Consider the following 13,789-nt stretch of genomic DNA (forward strand, 5'->3'; position numbering starts at 1 on the left):
TTGGTGCAGATGACAAGATTGCTGGATGCGCAGGGCCTGGAGATTTCACATGAGGGGCACCGGACCCGCCTGAAATGGCACCGGTTGCGCAAACGGTTTGCCGATCCGTTGTTCTCAGCCGAAGTGATGGCGGAGGGATTTGCAGCAGGCGCTTCGATGGAGCTCGATCTGCGCGTACGTGCCGACGGCGGTTTCGTCGTGCTGCACGACAAGGATCTCGAAGGCGAGACGACAGGACATGGACCGGTCGCCGAAAAGAGTATCGGTGACCTCAGCGATATCAGGATGCAAGAGGGCGACCGGCCGCTGATCCTCAGCGAGGATCTTGCCGCCATGATGCAATCGACGCATCCAGCCGCACTGCTGCAATTCGACATGAAGGATGACTTTGAAGCGATCGGCGCCAAGGGCGTCGCGCATCTGGCCGCGCATTTTAGGGATATCGCCGCCTCGGTGATTGTCAGCGGCGACAGTCTCGACCTCATCATCGCGGTCAAGGAGAAGCTTCCCCATCTCCTGCGCGGCATCGATCCGACCAACAAGCTCTACGATATCAGGATGGCCAACGGCTGGAAGGCGGTCGAGACGGAACTGCGCGCTGACCTGCGCGGCCCGACTGAACCGGACACGATCTATCTGCACTGGCCGCTGATCCTTGATGCCGCCAATCAAGGTCTCGACTTGATCGCGCTCTGCCGGGACGAAGGCAAACGCGTTGATGCCTGGACCTTCACCCTGAAGGATCCGGAGGCCGGTTTCAGCGAAGAGGAATGGCGAGGCTTTTCAGCGCTGATGGCCCTGAAGCCGGATCAGATCACCACCGACGAGGCGCCGGCGACTGAACGCGGCTGGGGCCGCCGCATGGCGAATTAACCGGTGGGCGTTGGAGCATGATGCCGAAAGGTGTGAGAGGCTTTCGCTACCCTGTTTCTAGGTTTGTCGCCTGCTTTTTGCAGTTTGCATCATTTTAAACTTCTGATGCTATCCATAGCCAGCAGACAAATGTTGGTGTCCGATATGCAAATTGTTGATGCCGAAGCAAATACTCGACAAGCAAATTCCAGCTTACAGGAAGCGTGGCATCTTGGATGTACAGGCCGTTCGGTTGAGGCCCTCACGCTGGCCGGCAAAATTCCTGTTGATGCCAAGGCGCGGGGCGACGATCGGCTCGCCGCGCAATGCGACACCGATATTGCCTGGTACTGTTTTCAAATCGGCAAGGCCGAACTTGGGCTGACGCATGTCCGGCGGGCGATAGACTTCTGGAAATTGCACGGGGAGCGCAAAGAGGAAGCCTGTGCCCGGGCCTATTTCGGATGGTTGCTCTTGGAACTGGGCTTGCCGGAGGAAGCGATCGAAGAAGCGACCCGCGCGTTGGATCTGGCCGACAAGGCCGCGGATCCGAAAGCACAAAGCCTGGCCACCAACGTCATAGGGATTATCTTCTGGTGCAACAAACAGCCCGACCGGGCCATCTTGATGAGCGAGAGATCTGTCGAACTCGCCAGATCGATTGGCAATAAGAACTATGAATGCTGGTGGCTTATCAATCTCGGCGGCGCTCATTCGGAAGGTGGATATATCGCGCGGGCGCTCGGCCAGCCGGAGGAAGAACACCAGATGCTGGTCAGGGCGCTGGCACTGACCGAACAGGCGCTCGACATCGCAATCGAGATCGGCGACAGCTGGGCCGCTCGCCTCTGTCTCGGCAACCAAGCCGAATTCTACAGCCACCTGGGCGAGCATGAGAAGGCGCTCCAGTGCATGGCCCGCTATCGGCTGTTTCAAGAGAACAGCTATGTCAGGGACAGGCAGCAATATCTCTACACTTTGGGCCAGATCTACAACAATTCCGGAAAATTCACCGAAGCCCTGTCGCCGCTGCTCGAGGCGGTGGAGCTGATCGACGCCGGCGGCAGTTTCGATTCCTATGTCCAGATCTATCTTTATCTGTCGCAGGCCTATGAGGGGCTGGGACAGTTCGATCCGGCGCTGGCGGCCCATAAAAAATACCACCAAGCCTATTTGCGCAATAGCGCCGAGAGTACGCAGCGACGCGCACGTCTCGCTGAAATCTACTATGAAACCAAACGGTTCAAGGAAGTTGCCGAAACGGAGTCGAAGCGCGCAGAAACGCTGGAGGCATCCTATCAGAAATTGCAGGAGCAAACCGATCTCCTTGCAAATGCCGTCTATCTGGACGCACTGACCGGGCTCTATAATCGCAAATATCTCGACAGCCGCTTTAAAGCGCTGACATCTGAGAAGCGTCCATATTCGATCGCGATGCTGGATGTCGATCACTTCAAGTCGATCAACGACGACTTCTCTCACATGATCGGTGACCGGGTCCTGAGTGCCATTGGAACCATATTGCGCAGCCAGTTGCGCGTTACCGATCAGGCAATTCGGTTTGGCGGCGAGGAATTCGTCGTCCTGTTCGCCGGCGCTCCCCGAGGGGCCGCAGATCTCTGCGAGAGGCTGCGTTCAGCCATTGAACGATGGGATTGGTCTGAGATCTGCAACGGGCTGCACGTCACGATCAGCATAGGTGTCGCCGGTACCCTGTCTGCCAAGTCTCCGAACGAGATTTTGGCGATCGCCGATCAGAATCTCTATGCGGCGAAAAAGACCGGTCGCAATCGCGTTGTTGCGTAACGGGCGTTCCGGGCAAAGTTCGCAGTCTCAGAAATCGGGCGGATCCCGTCGCCGGGAGTGGTCTATCTATAGCCCCTCGATGTCGAGGATGAACGCGAACTCGCCAGCAAGCCCCGGCGAGTAGGCGATGACAGGTCCGCCCTGCGCAAGCAGCCTCTCGACCGGCGGCATCGCCACCGCAGCGCCGGCCTCTTCGGCGATCAACGCGCCGGCGAGCATGTCCCAAGCATTGAGGTGGCGTTCGTAATAGAGATCGGCAGCACCCTCGGCGACACGAACGAGGTCGATCGCGGCCGCACCCGTGCGGCGATAATCCATGCCGCGTTCGTGAAGCCGTTTGGAGAGCGCAAGATAGTCGTCGAAGCTCGTCTTGCGGGAATGGCCGAGAATGACAAGCGCATTTGCCGGATCGGCGGTCGCAGCCGCATGCACCGGCAAACCGTCCTTAAAGGCGCCGCCGCCGCGGACGGCGTGAAAGACCTTGTCGCCGGCGGCGTCGTAGACCACGCCGATCTCGACCTGTCCGCCGACGACAAAGGCGATCGAAACGCCCCAGTGCCGGAAGCCTCTGATATAGTTGGTCGTGCCGTCGATCGGATCGACGACCCAGGTGCCGCCCTTACCCGATCGTCCGCCACTCTCTTCGCCCATGAAAGTGTCATCCGGAAAGCGCGAGAGCAGCCCTTCGCGGATCGCCTGCTCGGCCCTCCTGTCGGCAACGGTGACGAAATCCTGCAATCCCTTGTTCTCGACGGCAAGCGCGCCGGGGTCGGAATCGTGCCGAAACCGGGCCGTCTCCCGTCCGACATCGAGGGCAACGGTGATGGCGACCTCCGCCCGTGCGCGGATGGCGGCGGCGTCGAATACGGAGTTCATCAGGCAGTCCTTCTTCTGATCAGTGTCACCGGCGTGAATTCGACACGCGCCGTCAGGTCCGGCTCGACGATGCGGCTCATCAGCAGGTCGACCGTCTTTTCGGCCTGGACGTCGCAGGGTTGGCGGATGGTCGTGAGATCATAGGCCGCCCAGCTCGCCTGAGGAATGTCGTCATGGCCGATGATGGAGAGCGGCGGCGCATCCTCGCGGCCGCGGCCCTGCATGATGCGATCGACCACGCCGCAGGCCATGTAGTCGTTGGCGCAGAACAGCCCGTCGATGCCGGATGCGGCAAGTTCGGTTGCAGCATCGTACCCGCTCCGGTAGTCGTTGATCCTGACCTGCAGAAACTGCGCCTCGACGCCGAGCTGCTTGCAGCGTGCGATGAAGGCCTCGCTGCGCCGCCGCGCCGTATAGGATATGGCAGGGGCAGCCATCACGGCGGGCTTTCGCACGCCGCTGTCGATCAGGTGGGTGGCGGCGAGATGGCCGGCCATGCGGTCGTCGGAGATGATGCGGTCGACGAAGGGAATGTCGTTGCCCTTGTTGATCAGCACGATCGGCACACCCTCGGCCGCGCACTGCTCGCAGATCTCGGTCGGCGGTGCGTCCGAGGTGACGATGACGCCTGATACGGCGTAATGCAGCAGCTGGCCAATGACCGTCGAAGTATCAGCCTCCGGCGAGGTCGGCAGTAGGATGGGGCGGAAATTGCGGGCGAGCAGCACTCTTGCCAGGTTTTCGATTTGCAGCGTGCGGAACGGATTGTCGAGGCCGGCAGCGACAAGGCCGACGAGATCGGAGCGTTTGTTGGTGAGGCTTCGGGCAAGATAGTTGACCCGGTAGCCAAGTTCCTTGGCGGCCTGATAGACCTTCTCGCGCGTCTTCGGCGAGACGCTGGCATCCGGCGTGAAGGCGCGCGACACGGCAGCGCGCGAGACGCCGGCCACACGCGCCACGTCGAAGGAGGTTACCTTGCGCGGTCCCTTATCCCTGTCTGTCAATTGCTTTTTCCTTAGCCGCAGGCGGCCGCATCAGATCGGGTAGATCCGTGCAGATGCCGAGAACCGGAAGCTTCATGAGGTCATCGAGGATGGCCGGCCGTTCCTCGTGCCAGAGCACGATCTCGCGGCCAGCCTCGAAGGCGCGGCGCATCAACACCTCGCTCACCAGATCCTGCGGACGTTCGCCTGCCCTCTCCCAGCACAGATGCAGGATATCGGCGCCGGCCTCGTCGCCGAGCGCGTGCGGATCGTGGCCGACCCGGATCAGCACCGAAAGCGGAAAATCGCAGGCCGCGTCGCGAAGTTCGCGCACCTGTGCCGTGTCGAAGGAGCCGAGACAGGCGAAACGCTGGTTCATCTCGACAAGGTGCTGCCAGCAGCGCAGGCCGGTTCCAGGCGCCTTCAGCTCGACATAGAGACCGGTTCCGGTCTCGCGGCCGAGTGCGGCCACCTCCGAAAAACTCGGCACGTCGACGCCGTCGAGGCGGGCGAGCTCTGCCGCCGTCATTTCGGAAATGCGGCGGTCGATGCCGAAGACACGCTCGAGATGGTCGTCATGCGAGACGACGACTACGCCGTCCTTGGTCAGCTGCGTGTCGAGCTCCCACATTTCCGCGCCGAGTTCGGCGGCACGGCGGAAAGCGGCTATTGTATTCTCGCGTTCATGGCCACTGGCGCCGCGATGGCCGATGCAGAAGGGAAGCCGGCCCTTGGCCGTTGGCCAACCGTAACGCTGGAAGAATACCGAGAAATCGCGGGTCATCAGAGCCTCCTGCCATTTTCGTCGAAAACGAATATGCCGCGGCTGTCGATCGCCCAGCGGACGTCGTCGCCGACGTGAACATCGCTACGCACCGGCTGGATCGAACGCAACAGCGGTCCGCCGGCAAGAGCCACGTCGTAGAGGTTCTCGCGGCCCTGCGTTTCGGCGAAGGTGACCTTGCCCGGGACGGCGATGTCGCCTGCCGGCGTGAAATGCTCGGGCCGGACGCCGAGCATCAGCTTGGTACCTTCGGCGGCACCGACGGTATCGGGCAGCGGCACGCGGATCTCGCTTTGCGGGATTGTGAATGCGCCCTTGTCCACGATGCCGCGCAGGAAGGTGATCGGCGGATTGCCGAGAAAGCCGGCGACGAAGGCGGTCTTCGGATCATTGTACATTTCGGCCGGCGTGGCGATCTGGACGATCTCGCCCTCCTTCATGATGGCGATGCGGTCGCACATGCTCATCGCCTCCACCTGGTCGTGGGTGACGAGAATGGCGGTAATGCCGGTTTCGCGCTGCAGGCGGCGGATTTCCGATCGCATTTCGAGGCGCAGCTTGGCGTCGAGATTGGCGAGCGGCTCGTCGAGCAGCAGCACATCGGGCTTGCGGATCAGCGCGCGCGCCAGGGCGACGCGCTGCTGCTGGCCGCCGGAAAGCTCGGCCGGCCTGCGGCCCATCAAGTTACCGATCTGAACGAGAGCCGCGATACGGTCGACCTCCTTGCGGATCTCGCCAGCCGGCATGCCCTTCACCTTCAGCGGAAAGCCGATGTTCTCGGTAACCGTCATGTGCGGATAGAGCGCATAGGACTGGAAAACGACGCCGACATTGCGAGCCTGGCTCGGCAGGTCGGTGACGTCGCGGTCGCCGAAGAGGATGCGTCCGCCGCTTGGCCGATGGATGCCGCAGACGGAAAACAGCGTCGTCGATTTGCCGCAGCCGGAAGGACCGAGCAGCGCCAGCATCTCGCCGTTGCCGACTTCGAGGGTCATGTTCTCGATGACCTTGGTGGAGCCGAAGCTCTTCGAAAAATTGTCGAGGAGGATTCGCATCAGCCTTTGCTCCCGCCGCCATAGATGTTCATGAGGTATTTGTTGAAGAGCGCGTAAACGATCAGCACCGGAACGAGGTAGAAGACGCCGACGGCTTTGAACATGTTGAAATCATAGTTGTTGTCGTCGGCGAGGAAGGCCGCGAGATAGACCGAAAGCACCTGCACCTGATTACCAGGTGCCAGCACCTGCGGCAGGATGAACTCGCCCCAGCCGGAGAGGAAGGAGAAGAGGCCAAGCGCCATGATGCCGGGCTTGACCTGCGGCAGCACGAGGCTGCGCCAGACCCGGAAGCGCGAGGCGCCGTCGACGACGCCGGCCATTTCGATTTCCCAGGGCACGGTGTCGTAAAAGCCCTTCATCAACCAGATGCCGAGCGGCAGGTCGATCGCCGCCTTTACCAGGATGACGCCGATCAGCGAATTGTAGAGACCGATCATCTGCAGCACGATGAAGATGGCGATGATCAGCGTCACCGACGGGAAGGCATGCAGGACCATGACGCCGGCGAGGAAGAAGCCGCGTGCCGGGACGTTCAGTCGCGATAGCACGTAGCCCGCCATCGACGAGACGATGAGCACGAGGCTGGTGGTGCAGGCCGCAAACAGCAGCGTATTCACGGTCACCTGCCAGATGTTCGCCTTGCCCTCCGTCGTCTGCCAGAGGAAGCGCCAGTGGTCGAGCGTCAAGCCGGAGGGCAGCAGTGCGTCCGCCTGCTTCACGGTCACCGTGTCGAGGAAGAGATAGACATACATCAGGAGCAGCGGCAGGCTGACGATGGTCAGCGCCGTTATGACAGGCCAGCTGCGGTAGTTTGCCGAGGGCTGCGATCGTTCGGCCATGGTCAATCCTCGATCAAGGGCTTGGCGACAAGCGTGCCGTAGTTGAAGACGCGCAGATAGAGGAGCGACAGCGTCACGCCGATGACGACGAGCACCAAGGCCATGGCGGCACCCAACCCGTATTCGAGGTTGCCGGCATAGTTCCTCAGCGCAGTGTGATAGGCCGAGAGCGCCCAGACCTCGGTCGCATTGCCCGGTCCGCCATTGGTGGCGAGCAGGATTTCATTGAAGGAGGCAAGCAGCGACAAGGTCTGGTAGCAGGTAACAAAGAGGATTGGCCAGCGCATCTGTGGCAGAATGATGTAGCGAATCTGCTGCCAGCGCGAGGCGCCGTCGACCTCGCTCGCATAGAACTGGCTCTTCGGAATGGCCTTCATCGCCGAGGAGAACACCAGCATGCCCATCGAGGCGCCGATGAAGCCGTTGATCAACACGACGAAGAACCAGGCGTTGTAAGCGTTGTCGAGAAGGTAGTTCTTTGGCGGATAGCCGAACTTGCCCATCAGGATCGAAATGAAGCCGGTATCCCAGGCAAGCCACTTCCATAGCATGACATAGATGACGACAGGGGTAATGCGCGGCAGGAGCCAGATGCCGCGGAAGATCGAGGCCGGCGTCGGCGGCATGTAATGCGTCCAAATGGCAAGTAGCAGCGCATAACCGACATTGAACAGCATCAGCACCAGCGCGACGTAGAGCACGGTATTCAAGAGTACACGCGCCATATCGGGTGAGGTGGTCATGCGCGAGAAATTGTCGGTCGTCCAAACCCAGCCGGTATAAGTGGCCTTGGCGACCGTTTCCTTCTGCTCCGGTGTCAGTTTGAAACCCAGACTATCCAGCGCCGAAAAGAGCTGCTCCTTGCTGTCGAAGCGGGTGTTGAGGACGGAGCGGTTGAACTGTTCGGAAATCTGCTTGACGTCGCGCGTCGAAGGCCGGTCGGCGAGATCCTTGAGCATGCGCTCGACGTCGCGGCGTGCCGTGAACACCTCACCTGCATGTTTGGCGCGCAATTCCCCAGCAATCCCCGGCGCAAGCCCGAGTCCTTCGACGGCCTTGAGGCCCGCCTCGTCGATCGTGTAGCGCGGTTCGGCCATCTCGGCGGCAATGTCCGGTATTGCCGATTTTAGCGCAATCATGGAGTTGGGTGCGATCTGATAGACGCCGCCGGAAATACCGGTCGCCGTCGTCATGCTGGTCATCGAAAAGACCGCCGTCAGAACGACCGGCATCAGGAAGAAAAGAACGATCATGATCGCCGCAGGCGCGATCATCACCAGTCCGAGCGTTCTGGACGATTTCATGGAAGCCCCTCATCGCGGACCGACCGGGCAGCGGGTTACCGCCGCCCGGAAGAGTGCTTCGACCTTAGCGGATGACGATCTTGTCGCCGAGCGTGCTCTTCAGCTCGCTCTCTGCATCACCGACCGCGGCGTCTACGGTCTTGGCGCCGGTCCAGGATGCTTCGAGGTTCTTCCACATGATGTTCCAATATTTGCCGAAATCGGAATTGTTCGGCATCGCATTGGCATGTGGCAGCAGGCGCTCGGTGGCTTCGCGGGTCCAGCGGTCGGCCGAATAGAATTCGACGGTGGATTCCGACTTGGAGATGCCGAGATGGGCCGATTTGACTGCATGCAGCGCGTTGATGCGTGGCTCGGAGGCGATCTTAACCAACTGGGCGGCGATCTCAGTGTCTTCCTGGTCGTGACCTGCGGTCAGCAGGTAGACGAGCGGATGGGTCAGCGTGTTGGCCTTGCCGCCTTCGCCGGCGGGGATCAGCGTGAAGATCACGTTGCCGAAGAAGTCCTTCAGGCCTTCCTGGTTGACAAGGCGAGCATAGTGCCAGGTGCCGCCGTCCCAGATGCCGGCCTTGCCTGTGGCGACTTCCTTCCACCACTGGTCGCCCGGCATGCCGATGTGGTTCTTCTTGGTAACACCGCTCTTCACGGCATCGGCGAAGAACTGATAGGTGCGGGTCATCGCGGCCTTGTCGAAAACGAGCTTGCCGCCTTCTTCCATCGTGCCGCCGAAGCTGGTGTAAAACTGCCAGTAATCAGGGCCGTTGCTGGTGCGCGGATAGAAACCATAGCCGGGCTGGACGAGGCCCTTATCCTGCATCTTCTTGGCGTCTTCGAGCAGGTTCTTCATGGTGTACTTGCCGTCCTGCACGCTCTGCGGCAGCGCATCCAGATCGGCGTCGCTGTAGCCGATCGCCTTCATGTAAGGCTTCCAGAAGAACATCGGACGGGATTCGGCGTCCTGCGGGATACCGTAGACGGTGCCGTTATAGGACGCGATCTGCAACAGGTTTTCATAGATGTCGCTGAGCGGCCAAGAGTCGAGATCGACATAATCCTCGATCGGTACGATCAGCCCGGCCTGCGACCAGGGTGCTATGTCTTCATGGCCGCTTACGACGATATTCGGAGCGGTCTTGGCTTCGGCGGCAAGGGTCAGCGCCTGCTTGAAGTCCTCCCAGGCCGAATAAGGCTTCTTCTCGACGGTGATCTTCAGGTCTTCGCCCTTAAGAGCGGCTTCACGCTGCAGCTGCTGGGCTGCGATCTCGATGGCGTCGAGGCGATAGACGTCGTTCGGGCCGGTGCCGCCGGCCCAGACGCTGATGTGAACGTCCTTGGCGAGTGCAATTGCAGACGTCGACGCCAGGATGGCGGCTGCGACGGCAAGGGATTTCAGTGTCGGCAAAATAGTCATCTTCTTCGTCTCCCTAGAAGAGCAGTGTGAGGCCTCTTGACGGGTCAGCACTGCTGATGATGACCGTTCCGAAACCCCACGAAAACGTGGCGTATCCCGCTCTAGGGGTTGAACGTAACGGCCGAATGACAAAATTGAGCACGTGTGCAAAATTATTATGACGATGTCCGCGCGACTTGCAAGCGGCGGTTTTCGGCAGGCGTCTTTTACGCTTCAAATTGCGTATTTCCTGGGCTAGCATCACGTCATGAGCCTTGAATCTGTCCGCGCCTTCCTCAGCGCCCACGCACCCGATATCGAAATCATCGAAACCGCCGAGAGCTCCTCGACGGTTGCGCTTGCCGCCGAAGCCCATGGCGTCGAGCCGGCCCAGATCGCCAAGACGATTTGCCTGCGCGTCGGCGAGCAGATGATGCTGGTCGTAGCCGGCGGCACGGCGCGGCTCGACAATCGCAAGTTCAAGGACACGTTTGGAGCCAAGGGGCGCATGCTCGATGCCGAAGAGGTTGTGGCAGTCACCAGCCATCCGGTCGGCGGCGTCTGCCCCTTCGGCCTGCCCTCGCCGCTGCCCATCTATTGCGATATCTCGCTGAAACGCTTCGATGAAGTCGTGCCGGCCGCCGGCTCGACCAACTCGGCCGTACGCATCGAAACCGGACGGCTGGCTGAGCTGACTGGCGCCAACTGGGTCGATGTCTGCCAGTAACGCATCCGGGGAGCTTCACACTCGGGAAAGAGTACCTATATTAGCTCTCGATATGCCGTGATTGTGCATGACAGGAGATCAGGAATGCCGAGTGCCGTTTCGCGTTTTGCCAAGATCGCGGCCATTGCCGCACTGACGAGCGCTACCGTTTTTGCTTCCCTTGACGATGCAGAAGCGCGCCGCGCCGGCAGCGGCGGTTTCGGAAGCCGCGGCACGCGCACCTTCCAGGCTCCGCCGGTCACCAGCACCGCACCTGGGGCCACAGCACCGATCGAACGGTCGATGACGCCGCGTTCGCAGACCACGGCACCTGCCACCGCGCAGCAGCCTCTTGGCGCCCAGCGCCCTGGCTTGTTCGGCGGTTTCGGCCGTTCGATGATCGGCGGCCTGATTGCCGGCGGCCTTCTCGGCATGCTGCTCGGTCACGGTTTCGGCGGCGGCTTCGGCTTGCTCGGCATGCTGTTGCAGATCGCGCTGATCGGCGGCGCCGTCATGCTCGCCATGCGTTATTTCGCCAACCGCCGCCAGCCTTCCTACGGCGTCGGAGGCCAGAGCCGGTCCTATAACATGTCGCCCACGAATAAGTCGTCGTTCCAGATCCCGACGATCGGTTCGGGGGGCGGTTTCGGCGGGCAGTCGCGCGGCAATCGGCCGAGCGACGAGATCGGGCTGGCGCAAGCCGATCTCGATCAGTTCGAGGAACTGCTGACCCAAGTGCAGACCGCTTACGGCGCCGAGGATTACGGTACCTTGCGCCGGCTGACGACGCCCGAGGCGATGTCCTATCTCGCTGAGGAACTCGGCGAAAATGCCACCAACGGCGTGCGCAACCGCGTCTCCGATGTCAAGCTGCTGCAGGGCGATATTGCCGAGGCCTGGCGCGAGGACGGCCAGGAATATGCGACGCTCGCCATGCGTTATTCCTCGATCGACGCCATTGTCGAGCGCGACAGCGGCCGCGTCGTTTCCGGCGACGATCGCCGTCCAAGCGAGAGCACCGAGGTTTGGACTTTCGTGCGCAAGTCCGGCGCTGACTGGAAGCTTGCGGCGATCCAGGGTGCCGAGCAGCGCGCCGCCTAAAGCGACGCGCGAAATCGGTATTTTGCTCTAAAGCGCGTGGCGATCTTTCAGATTCGCCTCGCGCTTTAGATCTTTGCTTTTGCGTAGGCGGTATCGCAAAACCGCTCCACACTTTTGCGCGACATGCTCTAATTCACCGCGACCGGTTTTGAACGCATGCGGGAGACCGTCTCGCGTTCCGCCCGCTTGCAGCGCATCGGCGGCAGGCCGCGATCCATCAGGTCCATGTCTTCGAGCACCATGTCGCCCATCTTCTTGAAGGCACTGTCGAGGGCGCCGGCCCTATGCGCCGAGCGGATGAAACCCTTTAGGCTCCGCACCGGATGATCGGGTGGCAACGGTTCCTCAGGGTAGACGTCGCTCGCCGCGACGATATGGCCTGAAGAGACAGCTGCCATCAACGCATCGAAATCGATGACATCAGCGCGGCTGAGCAGGATGAAGGCCGCGCCCTTGCGCATGCTGGCGAAGGCCTCAGCGCTGAGAAATCCCCTGTTCTCGCTGGTCACGGCAGCGGCGACGAAGACAAAATCGCTCTTTGTCAGGACGTCATCGAGGCTTGCAGGCTCGACGCCGTTCTCCTCGAGGATCGATTGTGGCAGCCAGGGATCGAACACCCGGATCTTGGCTCTGAAGCCGGACAGGACCCGGCGCAGCGCTTTGCCGAGATCGCCGAAGCCGACGATGCCGATCTCGGAGCCGGCGATCAGCCGCGCGCTTGCATTTCCCTCGCCGCCCCAGAGTTCCGTGCCCTGGCGGAAAGCGACATCCGCATCGACGATGCCGCGCGCTAAGGCCAGCGCGAAACCGAGGCCGATTTCGGCGACCGGCTCGGCAAAGACCTGCCCTGTCGTCACGACATGGATGCCGCGTTGGAAGAGCACCTCATAGGGCATGTTGTTGAGCAGATTGCTTTCGACGTTGAGGATCGAGCGCAAGGCCGGCATTCTGGCTAGCGTTTCGGCCGAAAGTGGCGGCTGGCCGATGATGTAGCGTGCCCTGCCGAGGATGTCGTCGCCGAGCCCGGCGATGTTCTCGGGGTCGGCCTCGACGATCTCATATTTCTCCTGCAGTTCGGCGCGCGCCTTGTCGCTGAAGATCAGATCGAGCGTGCGCGGCTCGGGCGCGCTGATCGCCAGCGGCCGTTCGGTATTCGTCATGGGCGTCTCCTCCATCGCGGCAGTCTGCGCCGTCTCTGCCGGACGATTGATAGCCTCTGTGCGGAGTTGTTTCCAGTTCGATCTTGAGGCGCGTCGCGCCGGGAGAAGCTATCGAAAGTGGCATTTGCCTATCAGATAAGCAGTTGAATTGGCTTGGTATTTCTTGGCATTTTTATTTGACGGTATAAATTCTTTGAATTAGCCTAGTCCCCGCGACTTTAGAACCATGCCCGGTGTTCGGCGGCCGCAGGATCTTCAAAACTCAAGGGAATCGAACAATGAAATCAGCATTAAAGACCGGTTTGTTCGCCCTTGCCGCCGCAGCACTTCCGGCCGTTGCCTATGCTCATACCGGTGTCGGTCAGACCTCTGGCTTCATGCACGGCTTCAGCCATCCTATTTCCGGTCTCGACCATATCCTTGCCATGGTGATGGTCGGTGTTTTCGCATTCCAGCTCGGCGGCCGTGCGGTCGGGCTCGTGCCGGCGACCTTCGTCCTTGTCATGGCTGTCGGCGGCGGGCTCGGTATAGCAGGCGTGAACCTTCCCTTCGTTGAAGTTGGCATTGCGCTTTCCGTCATCGTCCTCGGCGCAATCGTGGCGCTCAACGTCAAGGCTCCGACTGCGGTAGCGATGGGTATCGTCGGTCTCTTCGCGATCTTCCACGGGCATGCGCACGGCGCGGAAATGCCGGAAGACGCCGGTGGTGCCGCCTATGCCGCCGGCTTCATGTTCGCGACCGCGCTTCTCCATGCCGCCGGCCTCGGTCTCGGCTTACTGATCGCCAGCATCGGTGAGCGTCAGGGTCCCTTCGTCGTGCGGACGGCCGGCGGCCTCGCCGCTGTTGCCGGTGTCGGCATCCTGACGGGCGTGATCTGAGCCGCCGGCAAGACAGATGATGCCCAGGCGCTTGGTCAAAAGCGCCATTACA

The 13,789-nt window shown here is 61.2% G+C and carries 13 protein-coding genes; 5 read left to right on the plus strand and 8 right to left on the minus strand.

What is annotated here, in order from left to right; genetic code table 11:
• The first annotated feature begins 9 nt into the window (after positions 1-9).
• Entirely contained in the window at positions 10-873 is an 864-nt protein-coding gene (locus tag AC244Q_RS33060; protein WP_172643745.1) for a glycerophosphodiester phosphodiesterase, read from the plus strand.
• A gap of 129 nt (positions 874-1,002) precedes the next feature.
• Positions 1,003-2,658, plus strand: coding sequence for a GGDEF domain-containing protein (locus AC244Q_RS33065; protein ID WP_128407596.1), 1,656 nt, complete (start codon positions 1,003-1,005; stop codon positions 2,656-2,658).
• Between the two features lie 66 nt (positions 2,659-2,724).
• Here the strand turns inward: AC244Q_RS33065 and AC244Q_RS33070 are convergent, their stop codons facing one another.
• The 7 genes from AC244Q_RS33070 to AC244Q_RS33100 all read right to left on the minus strand — a co-directional run bounded on the left by AC244Q_RS33070 (position 2,725) and on the right by AC244Q_RS33100 (position 9,913).
• On the minus strand, positions 2,725-3,534 hold the full coding sequence (locus AC244Q_RS33070; protein WP_017997211.1) for an inositol monophosphatase family protein: 810 nt from the start codon (positions 3,532-3,534) through the stop codon (positions 2,725-2,727).
• The gene (locus AC244Q_RS33075) at positions 3,534-4,538 is read right to left on the minus strand and encodes a LacI family DNA-binding transcriptional regulator (RefSeq protein ID WP_128407595.1); all 1,005 of its coding nucleotides are present in this window, start codon (positions 4,536-4,538) and stop codon (positions 3,534-3,536) included. The genes AC244Q_RS33070 and AC244Q_RS33075 overlap by 1 nt, the downstream gene beginning before the upstream one ends.
• The gene (locus tag AC244Q_RS33080) at positions 4,522-5,301 is read right to left on the minus strand and encodes a glycerophosphodiester phosphodiesterase (protein ID WP_128407594.1); all 780 of its coding nucleotides are present in this window, start codon (positions 5,299-5,301) and stop codon (positions 4,522-4,524) included. Before AC244Q_RS33080 ends, AC244Q_RS33075 begins: the two co-directional genes overlap by 17 nt.
• On the minus strand, positions 5,301-6,356 hold the full coding sequence (locus tag AC244Q_RS33085) for an ABC transporter ATP-binding protein (RefSeq protein ID WP_017997213.1): 1,056 nt from the start codon (positions 6,354-6,356) through the stop codon (positions 5,301-5,303). Before AC244Q_RS33085 ends, AC244Q_RS33080 begins: the two co-directional genes overlap by 1 nt.
• Complete coding sequence (locus AC244Q_RS33090) at positions 6,356-7,198, minus strand: carbohydrate ABC transporter permease (RefSeq protein ID WP_026154681.1); 843 nt, start codon at positions 7,196-7,198, stop codon at positions 6,356-6,358. Before AC244Q_RS33090 ends, AC244Q_RS33085 begins: the two co-directional genes overlap by 1 nt.
• 2 nt (positions 7,199-7,200) lie before the next feature.
• Complete coding sequence (locus AC244Q_RS33095; RefSeq protein WP_012760031.1) at positions 7,201-8,502, minus strand: carbohydrate ABC transporter permease; 1,302 nt, start codon at positions 8,500-8,502, stop codon at positions 7,201-7,203.
• A gap of 64 nt (positions 8,503-8,566) precedes the next feature.
• The gene (locus AC244Q_RS33100) at positions 8,567-9,913 is read right to left on the minus strand and encodes an extracellular solute-binding protein (protein WP_003552053.1); all 1,347 of its coding nucleotides are present in this window, start codon (positions 9,911-9,913) and stop codon (positions 8,567-8,569) included.
• Between the two features lie 247 nt (positions 9,914-10,160).
• Between AC244Q_RS33100 and AC244Q_RS33105 the strand changes: the two genes are divergently transcribed.
• Positions 10,161-10,619, plus strand: a complete 459-nt coding sequence (locus tag AC244Q_RS33105) for a YbaK/EbsC family protein (protein ID WP_017997214.1) — start codon at positions 10,161-10,163, stop codon at positions 10,617-10,619.
• A gap of 84 nt (positions 10,620-10,703) precedes the next feature.
• Entirely contained in the window at positions 10,704-11,699 is a 996-nt protein-coding gene (locus tag AC244Q_RS33110) for a Tim44 domain-containing protein (RefSeq protein ID WP_128407593.1), read from the plus strand.
• 128 nt (positions 11,700-11,827) lie between these two features.
• On the opposite strand, the gene AC244Q_RS33115 is transcribed toward AC244Q_RS33110, so the two are convergent.
• Positions 11,828-12,859, minus strand: a complete 1,032-nt coding sequence (locus tag AC244Q_RS33115; protein ID WP_026157697.1) for a hydroxyacid dehydrogenase — start codon at positions 12,857-12,859, stop codon at positions 11,828-11,830.
• A 278-nt stretch (positions 12,860-13,137) separates the two neighbouring features.
• Between AC244Q_RS33115 and AC244Q_RS33120 the strand changes: the two genes are divergently transcribed.
• Positions 13,138-13,737 carry a HupE/UreJ family protein gene (locus AC244Q_RS33120; protein WP_012760027.1) on the plus strand — a complete coding sequence of 200 codons (600 nt, stop codon included), beginning with the start codon at positions 13,138-13,140 and terminating at the stop codon, positions 13,735-13,737.
• Positions 13,738-13,789 lie beyond the last annotated feature (52 nt).

The organism is Rhizobium sp. CB2179, assembly GCF_057653455.1.